Below are 17,892 nucleotides of genomic sequence, written 5' to 3'. Positions count from 1 at the left end.
TTGAAGGACACCGATGGTGACGAAGCACGTGCCGTCCTGGCACGACGACGAGGTACAGGCCGTGTCGGAACTGGCCCGCGACTTCTTCGAGCGCGAGGTCATGGCCCATGCCGAGAAGTGGGACAGCCAGCGGCGCATCGACCGCGAGGTGTGGCTCGCGGCCGGCAAACTGGGACTGCTGCTGTGCTCGATCCCGGAGGAGTACGGCGGCGGGGGCGGCACCTTCGCGCACGACCTCGCGGTCTTCGAGGCGCAGGGCTACTCGGGTGACCTCGCCCTGGGCATCTCGGTGCACAGCGGCATCGTCGCCCACTACATCCTCGAGTACGGCAGCGAGGAGCAGAAGCGAACCTGGTTGCCCGGCATGGCAACCGGCGAGATCCTCGGCGCGATCGGCATGACCGAGCCGGGCGCCGGGTCGGACCTCAAGGCCATCAAGACCACCGCGCTCCGCGACGGCGACGAGTACGTGGTCAACGGCTCGAAGACCTTCATCACCAACGGTTCGTCGGCCGACGTCATCGTGCTCGCCGTCAAGACCGACCCGAAGGCCGGCGCCAAGGGCGTCTCCCTGCTGATCGTCGACCTGCGGGACTGCCCCGGCTTCGCGGTCGGGCGGGTGCTGGACAAGGTCGGCCAGCACGGCGCCGACACCTCCGAGCTGTCGTTCACCGACGTGCGGGTGCCGGTGTCGAACCTGCTCGGCGAGAGCGAGGGGCAGGGCTTCGCGCAGCTGATGGCGCAGCTGGTGCAGGAACGGCTCATCATCGGCGCGCAGGCGGCCGGGGCGATGGACCGCGCGGTCGAGGAGACGGTGCGCTACACGAAGGAGCGGCAGGCGTTCGGGCACAGCCTGTTCGAGTTCCAGAACACCGCGTTCGAGCTGGCGGAGTGCCGAACCATCGCCCGCACCTGCCAGGTGTTCCTCGATCACTGCATCGAGCAGCACCTGAAGGGCGAACTCGACGCCGCGGACGCCGCGATGGTCAAGTACTGGCTGACCGACAAGCAGTGCGAGGTCATCGACCGCTGCGTGCAGCTGCACGGCGGCTACGGCTACATGCGCGAGTACCTCATCGCCCGGATGTACGAGGACGCCCGCGTGCAGCGGATCTACGCCGGCGCGAACGAGGTGATGAAGCAGATCATCGCCCGCTCCCTCTGAGTCCGTCGGAGGTGGAGGGCTCCCGCGAGGAGCCCTTCGCCTGCCGGGTGTGGTGCGCGAGCACCTTCGTGAGCAGGACGGCGAGCTGGTCCCGCTCGGCCGGGTCCAGCGACGCGAACGCCTCGTCCTGCGCCGCGACGAGGACGTCGTCGAGGGTGCGCAGGTGTTGCCGCCCACGGCGCGTGACGCTGATGATGTTGCGGCGCCGATCGGTGGGATCGGGACTGCGATCGACGAACCGCCGATCGGCCAGCTCGTTGACGGTGGCGACGATGTCGCTGCGGTCCATCCCCGCCCGTCGGCCCAGATCCGCCTGACACAGCGAGCCGTACTCCTCGAGCGCCGCCAGCGCGCGGTAGTGGTAGCCGCGGGCGTCGGCCAGGCCGAGCCGGCCGGACGCCACTCGGTGCACGTGGCGCGCGGACTGGGTCAGCAGCCAGCTCGGGAGCCGCGCGAGTCTCGTGGGCGCGGTCGAAATGTCTGGGTCGGACATGCCACCAGGGTACGGTCCGGCGGCCGAAATCCGACGGTCAGCCGTCGGCGCCGCGGCAGCGCAGCCCGGCGGTACCGGGCCGACGACTCCGGCCCCGGCGGCGCGACCGGCGCGGAGACCTGCTCAGTGCCGACGATGATCGGTGATCGGCGTGCGCGGCCCCCGCCGCGGGACCCGCCCCGCCCCGCCGGTCGCCATGATCAGCCGCACGGCCCGGTAACGATGTGGCCGAAGGGGTTCCAGGTACTCCACCATGCCGGCGTCGTCGAGCGGCGCGCCGAGCAGCGACCAGCCGACGATCTTCGCGAGGTGGTAGTCGCCCACCGACAGCGCGTCCGCGTCTCCGAAGGCGCGCTGCGCGACCTCGGCGGCGGTCCAGATCCCCACGCCCGGGATCGAGTGCAGTCTGCGCTGTGCCTCGACGGGATCGAGGTCGACGAGGCGCTCGAGCCGGTCGGCCAGCTGGGCGCAGCGCACGACGGTGCGGGCCCGGCCGGGGTCGACGTTCGCCCGGTGGAACTCCCACGACGGAACGCGGCGCCACGTCTCGGCGGCCGGCGGCACCCGCATCCCCTCCGGTGCCGGGCCGGGCGGGTCGTCGCCGAACCAGGTGACGAGCCGCCGCCACGACGCGAACGCCGCGACGGCGTGCACCCGCTGTTCGAGGATCGCCGGGACCAGCGCCTCGAGCACGCGGCCGGTGCGTGGGATCCGCAGGGCCGGGAGACGTCGATGGGCCTCGGCCAGGCGCGGATGCTCGGGCCGGAACCCGGTCGGATCGTCGTCGGCGCCGAGCAGGGTGGGAAGACGGTCTGCCAGTTCCGCGGCTCCGGGACCCCACGCCTGGCAGCGCACGCCACGTGGACCGTCCTGCACGAGCCGGTAGGTGACCGGCCCCGACGCCAACCGGGACGTGCGCCACACCGCGTGCCCGTCACGGCGGTGGCAGGGGTCGTAGGGGCCGCGCTGGAGCGGCTGCAACGTCAGCGCGACGTCCACCGGCCGGGGCAGCTCGGCGCGGACGACGAGCGCGCCGGTGCTGGGTGGAGCGGGGACGGGCACCGGTCCACCGTACTGTGCCGCCGTACCGGGCGACGAGGTGCGGATCGAAGGCGGCGACCCGCCGAGTGTGCGCTTCTCGTGCCGACACGCCGAGGAGGGCCGCGATTTCTGCACAGCCGCGGCGCGTCGGTGCCTCGGGCGCGACGTCGCCTCTGCCACGGGATATGGTCTGGCACATGATCATCGTGAGCACCGACGGTTCGTGCCTTCGAAACCCGGGCGGCGCCATCGGATGGGCGTGGGTCAATCACGAAGGGCCGAGCCGGGCCGGCGGGGAACGCTCCGGCACCAATCAGATCGCCGAGCTGCGGGCGCTGCTCGAGGCGCTGAAGGCCCACCCCGGTCCGGAACCGATGATCATCGAATCCGACTCGCAATACGCCATCAAGTGCGCCTCGGAGTGGCTGCCCGGATGGAAGCGCAAGGGCTGGAAGACGGCGACGGGCGCGCCGGTGAAGAACCTCGACCTGGTCCAGGCCATCGATCGCGTCCTCGCCGAGCGGTCCGGGCCGGTGCGGTTCCGGTGGGTGCGCGGGCACGTCGGCAACCACTTCAACGAACTCGCCGACAAACTGGCGGGCGAGGCGGCACGCGCCCAGGGGGCGGCCCCGCCCGCTCCGAAGGCGCCCGTCTCCGAACCGGCCGGGCCCGAGCCGACCCCCGCGCCCGCGCGGCCCGAGCCGACCCCCGCGCCCGCGCGGGCGAAGAAGGCGGTGCGCCGGACGGTGAAGGTGGTCGAGGAGGTCGAGCTCACCCTCTTCTGACGAGCCGTCAGAATCCGTCGGCGACCTCGATCACCGCCCGGCCGGTGAACTTGCCGGCCCGCACGAGATCGAGCACGGACACCAGCTCCCGGGCGGGGATGCGGCGCATGATGTCGGCCAGGTGCCGGGGACGCAGGTCGCCCGCGAGGCGCTCCCACAGCTCGCGCCGCGGGACGATGGGCAGCTGCACCGAGTCGATTCCCAGTAGCGCGACGCTGCGCAGGATGAACGGCATCACCGTGGTCTGCAAGGCGGCGCCGCCGGTGAGCCCGCTCGCGGCGACCGCGCCGCCCCACTGCACGGTGCTGAGGACATGGGCGAGGGTCGCGCCGCCGACGCAGTCCACGGCCCCCGCCCAGTGCGCCTTGCCGAGCGGTCGCGGCTTCGCGTCGGGGTCCTCGGGCAGCCGTCCGATCACCGAGGCGGCGCCCAGCTCGGTGAGCAGGTCGTGGGCTTCCGGCTTGCCGGTCGAGGCGACCACCTCGAATCCGGCCGCGGCGAGCAGGTCGACGCTGACGGTGCCCACGCCGCCGGAGGCGCCGGTGACGACGATGGGTCCGTCGTCCGGGGTCAGGCCGTGCCGCAGCAGCGCCTGCACGCTGAGCGCCGCGGTGAAGCCGGCGGTGCCGATGGCGGCGGCGTCGGCCGTGGAGAGCTCGCCGAGCCGGACGAGCTGGTCGGCGGGGACGCGGGCGTACTCGGCGTAGCCGCCGTGCCGGCCGGTGCCGATCTCGTAGCCGTGCGCGAGGACCCGGTCGCCCGGCGCGAAGTCGGGGTGATCCGAGGTGACGACCTCACCGGCGAGGTCGATGCCGGGAATGATCGGGTAGTTGCGGACCACGCCGCCGCGCGGGACGACGGCGAGGGCGTCCTTGTAGTTGACGCTCGAGTGCAGGACGCGGACGGTGATGCCGTCGTCGGGCAGCATCGTCTCGTCGACGGTCTCGGGGGCGAAGTCGATCGCGCCGTCGTGCTCGCGCGCGACCCAGGCGGAGAACGTGGTTGAGGTCATGATCCGACCGTAGTGGCGGCGCGCTCGTCCGTGTGGAGACACGACTCTTGCCAACGGTAAGTAAAGGCATGCTAAGTTAGGCAACGCTTCGCTGAGTTCGGGGTGGCGGCGGGGCCGCACGAGCGGCTTCGCCTACCCCGGAAGTTCAATTTTCAAGGAGATTGCCCATGCGTATCCGGTTGTCCGCCGCCGTCGCGTTAATCGCGGCCGCCTCGCTCGGGCTTTCCGCCTGCTCCTCCGACACCTCCTCCGACACCGCGGCGGACACCGGCGCGACCGTGGTCATCAGTCACGCCCAGGGCGAGACCGAGGTGCCCGTCGATCCCGAACGGGTCGTGGTCTTCGACCAGAGCGTCCTGCAGTCCATGATCGACCTCGACCTGCCCGATGCCGTCGGCGTCCCCGCCCTCACGAACTGGCCCGAATCGTTCGCACGCTACCGGGGCGACGACGTCGCCAAGGTCGGATCGCTGTTCGAGCCCGACTTCGAGGCCGTCAACGCCCTCGAGCCCGACCTCATCATCGTCGCCGCCCGGTCGGCCACCAGCTACGACGCGCTCAGCGAGATCGCCCCGACCGTCGACCTCTCCGTCGACTCCAAGGACTTCCTGAACAGCGTCGAGACGCAGAACCGCAACCTCGCCACCATCTTCGGAGCCGAGGACGCGTTCGAGGAGAAGTTCGCCGGCATCGAGGAGTCGTTCGACGCCGTGTCCGCGGCGGCCGCACAGGCGAATCTGCGCGGGCTCATCGCGCGCGTCGAGGCCGCCGAGGTCACCGCGTACGGACCCGGCTCCCGGTACGGCATCATCCACGACCTCGGCGTCAAGCCCGTGTCGGAGACCTTCGCCGACGACGTCGCCCACGGGGACGCCGTGTCCTTCGAGTACATCGCCCAGGCCGATCCCGACCTGATGTTCGTCCAGGACCGCGAGGCACCCCTCGGCGACACCACCGGCCCCAACGCGTCCCGAGTCCTCGACAACCCCCTCGTCGGCGGCACCACGGCCGCGAAGGAAGGCCGGATCACCTACCTCGACCTGTACACCTGGTACATGGCGCCGAGCGCGCTGAGCTCCGTCCAGTCCCAGATCGACGTCGTCGGGCAGGCCGTCGGCACGGCCGCGGCGGCATGACCTCCTCCCGCCCGTGAGCGCCCCGGTAACGACCGGCAGGGCCGGCGACCGCACCCCGCGTGCGGCCGCCGGCCCGGCCGTGCGTCTGCGTCCCGTCCTGCTGGGCGCCGTGCTGCTCGCCGTCGCCGCCTTCGCGTCCCTGTTCGTCGGCGTCGCCGACGTCACGCCCGCAGACCTGCTGCGCGGCGACACCGCGACCCTCGAGGTGTTCTTCGTCTCGCGCGTGCCCCGACTGATCGCGATCCTGCTCGCCGGCGCCGCCCTGAGCGTGTCCGGCCTGATCATGCAGCACCTGACCCGCAACCGGTTCGTGGCGCCGGACACCGCCGGCACCGTCGAATGGGCCCTGCTCGGCATCCTCGTCGCGACCCTGTTCCTCGGCGGCCAGTCCGTGCTCGGCAAGATGCTCGTCGCCGTCGCCTTCTCCCTCGTCGGCACCTTCCTGTTCCTGCGGCTGCTGCGCCGTGTCCGGTTCACCGACATGATCGTCGTGCCGCTCGTCGGCCTCATGTTCGGCGGCGTCGTCATGGCCGTCACCACGTTCTTCGCCTACCGGCTCGAACTGATGCAGGCCCTGAACACGTGGACCAGCGGCGACTTCTCCGGCATCCTGCGCGGCCGCTACGAGATCATCTGGGTCGTCGTCGCCGTCATGGCCGTCGCCTATCTGTACGCCGACCGCTTCACCGTGGCCGGCCTCGGCGAGGGCTTCGCGAAGAACCTCGGCGTCCCGTACCAGCTGGTGATCAACATCGGGATGGTCGTCGTCGCCGTCACCACCGCCGTCGTCACCGTCGTCGTCGGCGCCATCCCGTTCCTCGGCCTCGTCGTGCCCAACCTGGTCACCATGGCGCTCGGCGACAACCTGCGCCGCGTCCTGCCGATCACCGCGCTCGCCGGCGCCGGATTCGTGCTCGCCTGCGACGTCGTCGGCCGTGTCATCCGCTACCCGTACGAGATCCCGGTCGGCACCGTCGCGAGCGTCGTCGGCGCCGTCGTGTTCATCGCGCTGATCCTGCGCACCCGGCGAGGTGCGCGATGAGCCAGGTCCTCGCCGCACCCCCCGCGACCCGTCGCCGGAACCCTGCCCGCGTGCTCGTCGTGCTCGGCGTCGTCGCCGCACTGGCGGTGTGCGCCTACCTGTTCCTCTTCGTCACCGGCTCGTGGGACTTCGCCATGAAGATCCGCAGCCGGCAGGTGCTGTCGATGGTGCTCGTCGGCTACGCCACCGCCTTCGCCGCGGTGATCTTCCAGACCGTCACCAACAACCGCATCCTCACCCCGGGCGTGATGGGCTTCGACAGCCTGTTCATGCTGCTGCAGACCCTCGTGGTGTTCCTGTTCGGCGCGAGCGCCCTCGCGACACTGGATCCGCGCCTGAAGTTCGGGGTCGAGGTGCTCGCCATGGTCGCCTTCGCGCTCGTGCTGTTCCGATGGCTCTTCGACCGCGGATCCCGCGACCTGTACGTGCTGGTGCTCGTGGGTATCGTGCTCGGCGCCCTGTTCGGGGGGCTGTCGTCGCTGGTGTCACGGCTGATCGACCCCAACGACTTCATGACCCTGCAGGACGTGCTGTTCGCCAGCTTCAACAACGTGCAGGTCGACCTGCTCGCCGTGTCGGCCCTGCTCGTCGTCGCGGCGACGGCGTTCTCGGTGCCGCTGCTGCGTCAGCTCGACGTCGTCGCGCTGGGCCGCGAGCACGCGGTCGGCCTCGGCATCGACCATCGGCGCGTCGTCACTCGCGCGCTGATCGTCGTCGCGGTGCTGGTCTCGGTGTCCACCGCGCTCGTCGGGCCCATCACGTTCCTCGGGCTGTTGGTGGCCAACCTGGCCCGGGAACTCGTCGGCACGTTCCGGCACCGCTGGACGGTGCCCGCCGCGACGCTCGTCGCGATCGTCGCGCTGGTCGGCGGGCAGTTCGTCCTCGCCCGGCTGCTCGACTACAACTCGAGCCTCATCGTCGTCGTCAACTTCGTCGGCGGCATCTACTTCATCTCCCTGCTCGTGAGGGGTGCACGCCTGTGATCACCGTCCGGGATCTCGCCAAGAACTACGCCGGCACCACCGTGCTCGGGCCCGTCGATATCGACGTCCCGCGCGGCGGGCTCACGTCGATCATCGGTGCCAACGGCGCCGGCAAGTCGACACTGCTGACCATCGTCGCGCGGCTGCTCGACTCCGACGCCGGATCGGTCAGCATCGACGGGCTCGACCTGCGGGCCACCCCCTCGGACGCGCTGGCGAAGAAACTGTCGGTGCTGCGCCAGGACAACACCACCGCGGTGCGGTTGTCGGTGCGTGAACTCGTCGAGTTCGGGCGCTTCCCGCATTCGAAGGGCCGGCTGTCGGCGTCCTGCCACGACGCGGTCGACCGCGCCATCGAGTACACCGGCCTGGGCGGGTTCGAGCACCGCTTCCTCGACCAGCTCTCCGGCGGGCAGCGGCAGCGGGCGTTCGTCGCGATGGTGCTCGCGCAGGACACCGACTACGTGCTGCTCGACGAACCGCTGAACAACCTGGACATGAAGCACTCGCAGCACATGATGCAGCTGCTGCGACGGATGGCCCACGAGATGGGCAAGACCGTGATCCTGGTGATCCACGACATCAACTTCGCGTCGTGCCACTCCGATCGCATCGTCGCGATGCGCGACGGTGCCGTCGTCGCCGACGGGGACGTCGACGAGATCCTCCGGCCCGAGGTGCTGCGCAAGGTCTACGACATGGACATCGCCGTGCACGAGATCGACGGCCGTCGCATCGCCGTGTACTTCTGAGGCGCCTTCGGCGCCGGTGTGTCCTTCGGGCGGCTGGGGCAGCCCAAAAGGCGCACCGGCGGTGGGGTCGCTACCTTCGGGGGATGGACGAAGCGCAGCAGGTAGCCGACTTCCGGGACCGGCACGGCCTCGACGGTCTGATCGACGTGCACACCCACTTCATGCCCAAGAGCGTCATGGACAAGGTGTGGGGATACTTCGATTCCGCCGGACCGCTCGTGGGACGCGAATGGCCCATCACCTATCGGCACGCCGAGGAGGAACGCGTCGAGCGGCTGCGGCGTTTCGAGGTCCGTCGATTCACGGCGATGCTCTACCCGCACAAGCCCGCGATGGCCGCGTGGCTGAATTCCTGGGCCGTGGACTTCGCGGCCCGCACCCCCGACTGCCTGCACACCGCGACGTTCTACCCCGAGCCCGAGGCGGGTGACTATGTCGCCGCGGCGCTCGAGCACGGCGCACGGGTGTTCAAGTCGCACATCCAGGTCGGGGACTACGACCCCAACGATCCGCTGCTCGATCCGGTGTGGGGCCTGCTCGAAGACGCCGGGGTGCCGATCGTCATCCACTGCGGCTCGGGGCCGGCGCCGGGCGCGCACACCGGGCCCGGGCCGATCGCCGCGCTGCTGGACCGGTTCCCGCGGCTGGCGCTGATCGTCGCGCACATGGGCATGCCCGAGTATCGCGAGTTCCTCGAACTGGCCGAGAAATATCCGTGGGTGCACCTCGACACGACCATGGCGTTCACCGACTTCACCCAGGAGTCGATGCCGTTCCCGGAGGACGAGCTGCCGCGGCTGCGGGCACTGGGCTCGAAGGTGCTGTTCGGCAGCGACTTCCCGAACATCCCGTACCCGTACATCCATCAGCTCGAGGCGGTCGAACGGCTCGATCTCGGCAGCGAATGGGTCCGCGCGGTGTGCTGGGACAACGCGGAGGCACTGTTCGGCGCGGTGTGAGCGGGGGCCGTCCGGCCGAATGTCACACCGGTTCGATGTGATCGAACCGGTGTGACATTCGGCCACTCAGGTGCAGCAGTGGGGGTCGAGGACGAGGCGGAGTGCCTGCAGTGCGTCGCTGCAGGCACGGTGGTGGACGTTCATGCCGCGGCGGGTCGATTGCACCATCCCCGCCTTGCGCAGCTGGCCGAGGTGGTGGCTGACGGTCGACTCCGTCAGCCCGACGGCCGACGCCAGGTCGCACGTGCACACGTCGTCCTCCCGCGTGGTGAGCAGGATCGACATCAGCTGGATGCGGGTCGGGTCGGCGAGCGCCTTGAGCCGCAGCGCCACCTCGAGGGCGGCTGCCTCGCTCATCGGTGCCGCCGAGACCGGCGCACAGCAGATGGGGGCGGAGACGTCGATGACCGGGAGCGCCTTGGGCATGCCCCCATCATCCACCCCTCTTGACATATGTCAAAAAGGTGACGACAGTGAAACCAGCAATTCGACGTATGTCTCACAGGTGGAGGTCATCATGTCCCGCGTCCAGCTCGCCCTCAACGTCGACGACCTGCAGGAGGCCGTGACGTTCTACACCAAGCTGTTCGGCACCGAGCCGGCCAAGCTGAAGCCCGGCTACGCGAACTTCGCGATCGCCGAGCCGCCGTTGAAGCTCGTCCTGATCGAGAACGCGGGCAAGGGCGGCTCGATCAACCATCTCGGCGTCGAGGTCGACTCGAGCGAGAAGGTGCACTCCGAGATCGCCCGCCTCACGGACGAAGGACTGTTCACCGACGAGGAGATCGGCACCACCTGCTGCTTCGCCACCCAGGACAAGGTGTGGGTCACCGGCCCGGCGGGGGAGAAGTGGGAGGTCTACACCGTCCTCGCCGACAGCGAGACCTTCGGCACGAGCCCGAAGCTGCTCGACCAGGACGAGAACGCGGAGGGCGTGTGCTGCGGCTCCGCCGCCGAACGGGAGCAGGAATCGGCGACCGGCACCGAGAAGGCGCCGGCCGCGACGACGTGCTGCTGAGCGACACCCACGGCCCCGCTCCGGGCCCCCGCCCGTAGGCGGGCCCGAGCCGGCGCGTCGTCGGCATGCCGGCGCCGCCGCAATCCGGTGCCGGACACCCGGCCGGAGCCCTATCGTGAGGGGATGACTGCCGACGAGCGCAGTGGCGGGGCGACGGGCGGGCGTCCGGCCCGGCCGTCGGAGGAGCTCACGCCGCTGCCGGATCTGGTGCACGGCCGTCCCCGCGCGGGGCCGGTGCGCCGGCGTCGGCCCGTGTATGTGGATCTGCTGCCGCCGTGCAACGCACGGTGCCCCGCCGGGGAGAACATCCAGGCCTGGCTCGCGCACGCGAAGGCCGGCCGGTACGAGCAGGCCTGGCGGCAGCTCGTCGCCGACAATCCGTTCGCCGCCGTCCACGGCCGGGTGTGCTACCACCCCTGCGAATCCGTCTGCAACCGCGCCACTCTGGACAGCGCCGTGTCCATCCATTCGGTGGAGCGCTTTCTCGGCGACCGGGCACGCGAGCAGGGCTGGATGTTCGAGCCGCCCCCCACCCGCACCGGCAAGCGGGTACTGGTGATCGGTGCCGGGCCGAGCGGGCTGTCCGCCGCCTGTCACCTCGCCCGCCGCGGCCACGACGTCGAGATCCGCGACGCCGGCGCCGCGCCCGGCGGGATGATGCGCTACGGCATCCCGAACTACCGGCTTCCGCGCGACGTGCTCGAGGCGGAGCTGGAGCGGGTCGCGGCACTGGGGGTGCGGCTGACCTGCAACCACCGGGTCGAGGATCTCGCGGCGGAACGCGCGGAGGGCGGTTTCGACGCGGTGTTCGTCGCGGTCGGCGCGCATCTGGCCAAACGGGTCGACATCCCGGCCTGCGACGCGGGCACGATGATCGACGCGGTGTCGTTCCTGCGCGGTGTCGCCTCCGGGGAGAACCCGCCCGTCGGGCGGCACGTGGCCGTCTACGGCGCCGGCAACACGGCGATGGACGCGGCCCGGGTGGCCCGCCGGCTCGGGGCCGAGGACGCGGTCATCGTCTATCGCCGCACCCGCGAGCAGATGCCCGCCCACGCGGAGGAGGCCGAGGACGCCGAACGCGAAGGCGTGCGGATCAACTGGCTGCGCACGGTCACCGCCTTCGACGGGCCCGAACTGCAGGTCGAGGTCATGGAACTCGACGAGTCCGGTCGTCCACGGCCCACCGGCCGTTTCGAGACGCTGGCCGCGGACACCCTGATCATGGCGATCGGCCAGGAGACCGAGTCGGCGTTCATGCGCACGCTGCCCGGGGTCGAGTTCGAGCGGGACGGCAGCGTGCGGGTGGACGAGTCGCTGATGACCGGCTGCCCCGGGGTGTTCGCAGGCGGCGACATGGTGCCCGGCGAGCGCACCGTCACGGTGGGGGTGGGGCACGGGAAGAAGGCGGCGCACCACATCGACGCCTGGCTGCGTCGAGTGTCCGGCGAGCGGCCCGCCAAGCATCCGATCGCGACGTTCGACCAGCTGCACCTGTGGTACTTCGCCGACGCGGATCGGCGTGTTCAGCCCGAATTGCCTGTCGAGGAACGTCTTTCCGGATTCGACGAGGTGGTCGGCGGAGTGTCGGCGGAGGCGGCGACCTTCGAGGCGGGCCGGTGCCTGTCGTGCGGCAACTGCTTCGAGTGCGACGGCTGTCTCGGCGCGTGCCCGGAGGACGCGATCGTCAAGCTGGGTCCCGGCCACGGCTACCGGTACGACTACGGCAAGTGCACCGGCTGCGCGGAGTGCTTCGAGCAGTGCCCGGTGCACGCCATCGAGATGTTTCCGGAGCCGACATGACGCGTGCCACGGTGGACGGTAACGAGGCGGCCGTGTCGGTCGCCTACCGGCTCAACGAAGTGTGCTGCATCTATCCGATCACCCCGTCGTCGGCGATGGCCGAGCTGGCCGACGAATGGTCCAGCCGGCACCGGCCGAACCTGTGGGGCACCGTGCCGAGTGTGGTGGAGATGCAGAGCGAGGGCGGCGCGGCGGGCGCGCTGCACGGCGCGCTGCAGGGCGGGGCACTGGCGACGACGTTCACCGCGTCGCAGGGCCTGCTGCTGATGATCCCGAACATGTACAAGATCGCCGGCGAGCTGACCTCGGCGGTCATGCACGTCGCTGCCCGGTCCCTGGCCGCGCAGGGACTGTCGATCTTCGGTGACCATTCGGACGTGATGGCGGTGCGCCAGACCGGGTTCGCGCTGCTCGCCTCGGCCTCGGTGCAGGAAGCACACGACCTGGCGCTGGTGGCGCAGGCCGCGACCCTGCGGACGCGGGTGCCGTTCGTCCACTTCTTCGACGGCTTCCGCACCTCGCACGAGCTCAACACCATCGAGACGCTGACCGACGACGACCTGCGGGCACTGGTGCCCGAGGAGCTGATCCACGAGCATCGCGGACGCGCGTTGTCGCCGGAGCGGCCGTTCATCCGGGGCACCGCGCAGAACCCGGACACCTACTTCCAGGCACGGGAGACGGTCAACCCGTTCTACGCCCGGGTTCCGGCGGTGGTGGACGAGCTGATGGCGCAGTTGGGTGAGCGCACCGGCCGCGGCCTGCGCATCGTCCAGTACGCCGGGCACCCCGAGGCGGAACGAGTGCTGGTCTTGATGGGATCCGGGGCGCAGACCGCATCCGACACCGCTGCCGCGCTCGCCGCCCGCGGTGAGCGCGTCGGGGTGGTGCAGGTGCGGCTGTACCGACCCTTTCCCGCCGAGGCGCTGCTGGCGGCGCTGCCGGCGACGGTGCGCGCGATCGGCGTGCTGGACCGCACCAAAGAGCCCGGGTCGCACGGCGAGCCGCTGTATCTCGACGTCGTCGCGGCCCTCGCGGAGGCACATGCCGACGGTGAGCGAGCCGTCATGCCCCGGATCTGCGGCGGCCGCTACGGCCTGTCGTCGAAGGAGTTCACACCCGGGATGGTGGCCGGCGTCTTCGCCGAGCTCGCCCGTGAGCGGCCCCGACGCCGGTTCACCGTCGGCATCGACGACGACGTGTCCGGCACCAGCATCACCTACGACCCGTCCTTTGACATCGAATCCCCCGACACCGTGCGGGCGATCTTCTACGGCCTGGGCTCGGACGGGACCGTCGGGGCCAACAAGAACACCATCAAGATCCTCGGCGACGAGGAACACCTGCACGCGCAGGGCTACTTCGTCTACGACTCGAAGAAGTCCGGCTCGCAGACCGTCTCGCATCTGCGTTTCGGACCGCGGCCCATCCGCGCACCGTATCTGGTGAGCCGCGCGGACCTCGTCGGCTGCCATCAGTTCCGATTCCTCGACAAGATCGACGTCCTGGGACCGGCCGCACCGGGAGCGACCCTGCTGCTGAACTGCAGACACCGGCCGGACAAGGTCTGGGACGCGCTGCCCCGCCGGGTCCAGGAACAGATCCTCGACAAGGGGATCACGCTGTACGCCGTCGACGCGGGCCGGATCGCTCGCGAGGTCGGGCTCGCCGGGCGGATCAACGTCGTGCTGCAGACCTGCTTCTTCGCGATCTCGGATGTGCTGCCGCGTGAGCAGGCCGTCGCCCGGATCAAGAAGTCGGTGGAGAAGACCTACGGCAACCGCGGAGCCGACGTGCTGCGGCGCGAACTGGCCGCGGTGGACCGGGCGTTGGACGAGCTGCACCGGATCGAGGTGCCCGGCCGGGTGACCACCACCCGAGTACCGGCGCCGATCGTGCCGGAGCACGCGCCCGAGTTCGTCCGCACCGTCACCGCGGAGATGATGGCCGGGCGTGGGGATGCCTTGCCGGTCAGCGCGTTTCCCGTCGACGGGACCTATCCGAGCGGCACCACCGCCTACGAGAAGCGCAACATTTCGGAACTGGTCGCAGCATGGGACCCGGACACCTGCATCCAGTGCGGAAACTGCAGTTTCGTCTGTCCGCACAGCGTGATCCGCACCAAGTTCTACGACAAATCCCACCTGGACGGTGCCCCGGAGCAGTTCGCCTCGGCGGCACTGGGGGCCGTGGGTCTGCCGGACGCCCGGTACACCCTGCAGGTCTACACCGAGGACTGCACCGGGTGCGGGCTGTGCGTCGAGGCCTGTCCCGCCGTGACTCCCGGCGCGACGGTCACCAAGGCCATCAACCTCGCACCCCGCGAACCGCGAGTGGCCGCCGAACGCGAGAACATCGCCTTCTTCGAGACGCTGCCGACGGCCGACCGGGCCCGGGTGGACTTCGGCACCGTCCGCGGAACGCAGTTCCTCGAGCCGCTGTTCGAATTTCCCGGCGCCTGCGCGGGCTGCGGGGAGACCCCGTACCTCAAGCTGCTCTCCCAACTGTTCGGCGACCGGTTGATGATCGCGAACGCCACGGGCTGCTCGTCGATCTACGGCGGCAATCTGCCCACCACCCCCTGGGCGACCAACGCGGACGGCCGCGGCCCCGCCTGGTCCAACTCGCTGTTCGAGGACAATGCCGAATTCGGGCTGGGGTTCCGGCTGGCCGCCGACGAGCACACCCGGCTCGCCCGGCGGCGCCTGACCGAACTGCGGGAGGCGGTCGGTGCCGACCTCGCCGACAGCATCCTGACGGCGCCGCAACTGCGCGAGTCCGAGCTGCGCGCCCAGCGGGAACGGGTCGCCGAACTCGAAACCCGTCTCGCAGAGCTTGATCCGACCACGGCCGCCGACCTGCGCAGTGTGCTCGACCACCTGGTGCGACGCAGCGTGTGGATCGTCGGCGGCGACGGCTGGGCCTACGACATCGGTGCCGGGGGTCTCGACCACGTCCTGGCCAGCGGTCGCAACGTCAACGTCCTGGTCCTCGACACCGAGGTGTATTCCAACACCGGGGGACAGATGTCCAAGGCCACCCCGCTCGGCGCGATCGCGAAGTTCGCCGCAGCCGGCAAGACGGTTCCGATGAAAGACCTTGCGTTGCAGGCCATCGCCTACGGCAACGTCTACGTCGCCCGGGTCGCGATGGGTGCCGATCCGCAGCACACCTTGCAGGCGATGCGGGAAGCCGAAGCCTACGAGGGCCCGTCGCTCGTCATCGCCTACAGTCAGTGCATCGCGCACGGTATCGACATGCGTCACGGGATGGACCAGCAGTACCGCGCGGTGGCCAGCGGGCACTGGCCGCTGATCCGCTACGACCCGGTGTTGCGGGCGGCCGGGGAGAATCCGTTCCTGCTCGATTCGCACCGGCCGAGGATTCCGCTCGAGGACTACCGCAGCCGCGAGCTGCGGTACCGCGCGCTCGCCAACACCGACCCGGCGGAATACGACCGGCTTCTCGGCCTCGCCGAGGAGGCGATCGCTCAGCGCTGGGACCGGTACGAGGACATGGCATCGCAAGGGTCGCACCACTTCACCGCCGACGCCCGCAAGGATCGCTGATGGACCTGTCGACGCGCTACCTGGGCCTGGGCCTGCCGAATCCCCTGATGGCGGCGGCATCCCCACTGTCCCGCACGGTCGGTGGGGTCCGCCGGCTCGCCGACGCGGGCGTCGGTGCGGTGGTGCTGTGTTCGCTGTTCGAGGAGCAGCTGCTGCGTGAGGCGGAACGCAATGCGGCACTGACCGAGCACGGTTCGCAGAGCTACGCCGAGTCCTCGTCGTACTTTCCGGACGACGCCGTCGAGGACCATGGACCGCGCCGCTACCTGAGCCTGCTCGAACGCGCCGCGCAGGCGGTCGCCGTCCCGGTGATCGGCAGCCTGAACGGCGTCACCCCGGGCGCGTGGGCGGGCTACGCACGCTCGATGCAGGACGCCGGTGCGGCCGCCATCGAGCTGAACATCTACTACCTGCCCGGTGATCCGCACATCAGTGGCCGGGACGTCGAGCAACGACACCTCGACGTCCTGGCCCGGGTCGCGGACGCCGTCACCGTGCCGGTGGCGGTCAAGATGAGCCCCCAGTTCAGTTCGATCGGCGAGATGGCGCTCCGTCTCGACGAGGCCGGGGCCGACGGACTGGTGCTGTTCAACCGGTTCCTGCAGCCCGGCATCGATTCCGAAACCCTCACGGTGGTCCCGGCCGTGACCCTGTCGACCCGCGCGGAGACCCGGTTGCCGCAGACCTGGATCGCGTTGCTGCGGGGACGGGTGCGCGCCGACCTGGCCGCGACCACCGGCGTCGAGGACGCCACCGACGTGATCGAGTATCTGCTCGCCGGTGCGGACGTCGTGCAGTCCGCCTCGGCATTGCTGCGCCACGGACCCGAGTACGCCGCCGTCCTGCTCGACGGTGTGCGTGAGTGGATGCGCCGCAAGGGATATCACAGTGTCGACGAGTTCCGCGGCGTGCTCGCCGTGTCGTCCGGCGCGGACGGGACCGGCCGCGGACGCGGTGACTACGTCGGCGCGCTCCGCGAGGCCGACCACCGCGCCTACGGCATCGTGTGAGGCTTCCGGTCCCGCTCGAGCCCCGGGGGTGCTCATAGGGGCGTTCCGGCCGCGGTGCCGGCTCAGAGGTCCAGCGCCAGGCCGGCGACGGTGGCCTTGGCGGTGCGCCCGACCCCGATCAACGTGGCCGAGCCGGGGCCGGTCCAATCCCCGTAGCCGAGCAGATGCAGCTTGGGTTCCTTCAACGCCTGGGTGCCCGCCACATCGATCGAACCGTCGGGCCCGCGCAGGTGCAGCGGCCGCAGCGGCGCCAGGGCGGGGCGGAATCCGGTGGCCCAGACGATCACGTCCGCGCGCCGGCTCTCCCCGGTGTCGTCCCACGAGATGCCGTCCCGGGTCAGCCGGTCGAACATCGGCAGCGGATCCAGCGCGCCGCGGTCCCGGGCCGCGAGGACCTCCGGAACCATCACGATGTCACCGAGGTCGGTGATACCGCCCGGATCGGGGCGTCCGGCCGCCAGCGCCAGCGCGCGCCGCGAGGCCATCTCGAACAACACGCGTCCGTCGACGTCGTCCGGCAGGAACCGCGGCGGCCGGGTGGTCACCCAGGTGGTGTCGGTGACCTCCGAGATCTCGGCGACCAGCTGGGCGCCGGAGTTGCCGCCGCCGACCACCACGACCGCCTTACCGGCGAATTCACCCGGGGTGCGGTACTGCACGGTGTGCAACTGTCTGCCCGCGAAGCCGCGGGCTCCGGGACAAGCGGGCCAGAACGGCTGCTGCCAGGTGCCGGTGGCGCTGATCACCCGCCGTGCCCGCCACACCCGCTCCGCGGTGTCCACCCGCAGCCGCTCCCCGTCGTCGTCGCGGGTGACCGCCCGCACCCGCACCGGCCGCCGCACCGGCAGGCCGTAGCGGCGCTCGTACGCGGTCAGATACTCGATCACGTGCCGGGCGGGTGGGAACCCGTCCCGCCACGGCGGCATCGGCCATCCCGGCAGCGACGCATACTCCGCGGGGGAGAACAACCGCAGCGACGGCCAAGTGTGCGGCCACGCGCCGCCCGGTGTGGGCTGATCATCGAGTACGACGAACTCGAGCCCGGCCCGGCGCAGGTAGTACCCGGCGGCCAGGCCGGCCTGCCCGCCCCCGATCACCACGACGTCCACCTCGACCGTGCTCATCGT

Annotated in this window: 17 protein-coding genes; 11 read left to right on the top strand and 6 right to left on the bottom strand. The window is 70.6% G+C overall.

Annotated features, from left to right (window positions below):
* The first annotated feature begins 13 nt into the window (after positions 1-13).
* On the top strand, positions 14-1,165 hold the full coding sequence (locus F1734_RS24335) for an acyl-CoA dehydrogenase family protein (protein WP_040274706.1): 1,152 nt from the start codon (positions 14-16) through the stop codon (positions 1,163-1,165).
* On the opposite strand, the gene F1734_RS24330 is transcribed toward F1734_RS24335, so the two are convergent.
* A complete protein-coding gene (locus tag F1734_RS24330; protein WP_203011163.1) occupies positions 1,146-1,658 on the bottom strand; it encodes a MarR family winged helix-turn-helix transcriptional regulator in 513 nt (170 codons plus the stop codon). The genes F1734_RS24335 and F1734_RS24330 overlap by 20 nt on opposite strands.
* Positions 1,659-1,781: 123 nt before the next feature.
* Positions 1,782-2,720, bottom strand: coding sequence for a DNA-3-methyladenine glycosylase family protein (locus F1734_RS24325; protein WP_017679694.1), 939 nt, complete (start codon positions 2,718-2,720; stop codon positions 1,782-1,784).
* Positions 2,721-2,896: 176 nt separating this feature from the next.
* Between F1734_RS24325 and F1734_RS24320 the strand changes: the two genes are divergently transcribed.
* Positions 2,897-3,484: a ribonuclease H family protein gene (locus F1734_RS24320; protein WP_010595636.1), complete on the top strand. Its 588-nt coding sequence runs from the start codon at positions 2,897-2,899 to the stop codon at positions 3,482-3,484.
* A gap of 7 nt (positions 3,485-3,491) precedes the next feature.
* Here the strand turns inward: F1734_RS24320 and F1734_RS24315 are convergent, their stop codons facing one another.
* Together F1734_RS24315 and F1734_RS26350 are read right to left on the bottom strand one after the other, a co-directional pair.
* A complete protein-coding gene (locus tag F1734_RS24315; protein ID WP_010595635.1) occupies positions 3,492-4,496 on the bottom strand; it encodes an acrylyl-CoA reductase family protein in 1,005 nt (334 codons plus the stop codon).
* Positions 4,497-4,641: 145 nt separating this feature from the next.
* Positions 4,642-4,782, bottom strand: coding sequence for a hypothetical protein (locus F1734_RS26350; protein WP_234420128.1), 141 nt, complete (start codon positions 4,780-4,782; stop codon positions 4,642-4,644).
* On the opposite strand from F1734_RS26350, the gene F1734_RS24310 reads away from it, so the two are divergent.
* From F1734_RS24310 to F1734_RS24290, 5 genes are all read left to right on the top strand, one after another.
* On the top strand, positions 4,775-5,632 hold the full coding sequence (locus F1734_RS24310; protein ID WP_238424054.1) for a siderophore ABC transporter substrate-binding protein: 858 nt from the start codon (positions 4,775-4,777) through the stop codon (positions 5,630-5,632). The two genes, F1734_RS26350 and F1734_RS24310, sit on opposite strands and share 8 nt — an antisense overlap.
* A 13-nt stretch (positions 5,633-5,645) precedes the next feature.
* Positions 5,646-6,674, top strand: a complete 1,029-nt coding sequence (locus tag F1734_RS24305; RefSeq protein WP_010595633.1) for an ABC transporter permease — start codon at positions 5,646-5,648, stop codon at positions 6,672-6,674.
* A complete protein-coding gene (locus F1734_RS24300) occupies positions 6,671-7,657 on the top strand; it encodes an iron chelate uptake ABC transporter family permease subunit (RefSeq protein ID WP_238424051.1) in 987 nt (328 codons plus the stop codon). The genes F1734_RS24305 and F1734_RS24300 overlap by 4 nt, the downstream gene beginning before the upstream one ends.
* A complete protein-coding gene (locus tag F1734_RS24295; protein WP_010595631.1) occupies positions 7,654-8,409 on the top strand; it encodes an iron ABC transporter ATP-binding protein in 756 nt (251 codons plus the stop codon). Before F1734_RS24300 ends, F1734_RS24295 begins: the two co-directional genes overlap by 4 nt.
* A gap of 83 nt (positions 8,410-8,492) precedes the next feature.
* On the top strand, positions 8,493-9,368 hold the full coding sequence (locus F1734_RS24290; RefSeq protein WP_102031673.1) for an amidohydrolase family protein: 876 nt from the start codon (positions 8,493-8,495) through the stop codon (positions 9,366-9,368).
* Between the two features lie 66 nt (positions 9,369-9,434).
* Here the strand turns inward: F1734_RS24290 and F1734_RS24285 are convergent, their stop codons facing one another.
* Positions 9,435-9,794 carry an Rv2640c family ArsR-like transcriptional regulator gene (locus tag F1734_RS24285; protein ID WP_010595629.1) on the bottom strand — a complete coding sequence of 120 codons (360 nt, stop codon included), beginning with the start codon at positions 9,792-9,794 and terminating at the stop codon, positions 9,435-9,437.
* 91 nt (positions 9,795-9,885) lie between these two features.
* Here F1734_RS24285 and F1734_RS24280 point away from each other — a divergent pair, with 91 nt between their 5' ends.
* The 4 genes from F1734_RS24280 to F1734_RS24265 all read left to right on the top strand — a co-directional run bounded on the left by F1734_RS24280 (position 9,886) and on the right by F1734_RS24265 (position 16,765).
* Entirely contained in the window at positions 9,886-10,386 is a 501-nt protein-coding gene (locus F1734_RS24280; RefSeq protein WP_010595628.1) for an ArsI/CadI family heavy metal resistance metalloenzyme, read from the top strand.
* Between the two features lie 123 nt (positions 10,387-10,509).
* The gene (locus F1734_RS24275) at positions 10,510-12,186 is read left to right on the top strand and encodes an NAD(P)-binding protein (protein WP_040274716.1); all 1,677 of its coding nucleotides are present in this window, start codon (positions 10,510-10,512) and stop codon (positions 12,184-12,186) included.
* Positions 12,183-15,755, top strand: a complete 3,573-nt coding sequence (gene nifJ, locus F1734_RS24270) for a pyruvate:ferredoxin (flavodoxin) oxidoreductase (RefSeq protein ID WP_203011162.1) — start codon at positions 12,183-12,185, stop codon at positions 15,753-15,755. The genes F1734_RS24275 and nifJ overlap by 4 nt, the downstream gene beginning before the upstream one ends.
* Positions 15,755-16,765: a dihydroorotate dehydrogenase-like protein gene (locus F1734_RS24265; protein WP_124259210.1), complete on the top strand. Its 1,011-nt coding sequence runs from the start codon at positions 15,755-15,757 to the stop codon at positions 16,763-16,765. Before nifJ ends, F1734_RS24265 begins: the two co-directional genes overlap by 1 nt.
* Before the next feature lie 62 nt (positions 16,766-16,827).
* On the opposite strand, the gene F1734_RS24260 is transcribed toward F1734_RS24265, so the two are convergent.
* Entirely contained in the window at positions 16,828-17,889 is a 1,062-nt protein-coding gene (locus F1734_RS24260; RefSeq protein ID WP_040274721.1) for an ArsO family NAD(P)H-dependent flavin-containing monooxygenase, read from the bottom strand.
* Positions 17,890-17,892 lie beyond the last annotated feature (3 nt).

It is taken from the genome of Rhodococcus ruber, assembly GCF_016804345.1.
Classification (GTDB): domain Bacteria; phylum Actinomycetota; class Actinomycetes; order Mycobacteriales; family Mycobacteriaceae; genus Rhodococcus; species Rhodococcus ruber.
The sequence above is the reverse complement of the archived record's forward strand: the minus strand, read 5'-3'. Positions and strand labels throughout refer to the sequence as shown.

Excerpts from the sequence above, each read along its gene's own strand:
- F1734_RS24335 (WP_040274706.1), top strand. The coding sequence starts at position 14 with ATGGTGACGAAGCACGTGCCGTCCTGGCACGACGACGAGGTACAGGCC.
- F1734_RS24330 (WP_203011163.1), bottom strand. The coding sequence starts at position 1,658 with ATGTCCGACCCAGACATTTCGACCGCGCCCACGAGACTCGCGCGGCTC.
- F1734_RS24320 (WP_010595636.1), top strand. The coding sequence starts at position 2,897 with ATGATCATCGTGAGCACCGACGGTTCGTGCCTTCGAAACCCGGGCGGC.
- F1734_RS24315 (WP_010595635.1), bottom strand. The coding sequence starts at position 4,496 with ATGACCTCAACCACGTTCTCCGCCTGGGTCGCGCGCGAGCACGACGGC.
- F1734_RS26350 (WP_234420128.1), bottom strand. The coding sequence starts at position 4,782 with ATGACCACGGTCGCGCCGGTGTCCGCCGCGGTGTCGGAGGAGGTGTCG.
- F1734_RS24300 (WP_238424051.1), top strand. The coding sequence starts at position 6,671 with ATGAGCCAGGTCCTCGCCGCACCCCCCGCGACCCGTCGCCGGAACCCT.
- F1734_RS24290 (WP_102031673.1), top strand. The coding sequence starts at position 8,493 with ATGGACGAAGCGCAGCAGGTAGCCGACTTCCGGGACCGGCACGGCCTC.
- F1734_RS24285 (WP_010595629.1), bottom strand. The coding sequence starts at position 9,794 with ATGCCCAAGGCGCTCCCGGTCATCGACGTCTCCGCCCCCATCTGCTGT.
- F1734_RS24280 (WP_010595628.1), top strand. The coding sequence starts at position 9,886 with ATGTCCCGCGTCCAGCTCGCCCTCAACGTCGACGACCTGCAGGAGGCC.
- F1734_RS24275 (WP_040274716.1), top strand. The coding sequence starts at position 10,510 with ATGACTGCCGACGAGCGCAGTGGCGGGGCGACGGGCGGGCGTCCGGCC.
- nifJ (WP_203011162.1), top strand. The coding sequence starts at position 12,183 with ATGACGCGTGCCACGGTGGACGGTAACGAGGCGGCCGTGTCGGTCGCC.
- F1734_RS24265 (WP_124259210.1), top strand. The coding sequence starts at position 15,755 with ATGGACCTGTCGACGCGCTACCTGGGCCTGGGCCTGCCGAATCCCCTG.
- F1734_RS24260 (WP_040274721.1), bottom strand. The coding sequence starts at position 17,889 with ATGAGCACGGTCGAGGTGGACGTCGTGGTGATCGGGGGCGGGCAGGCC.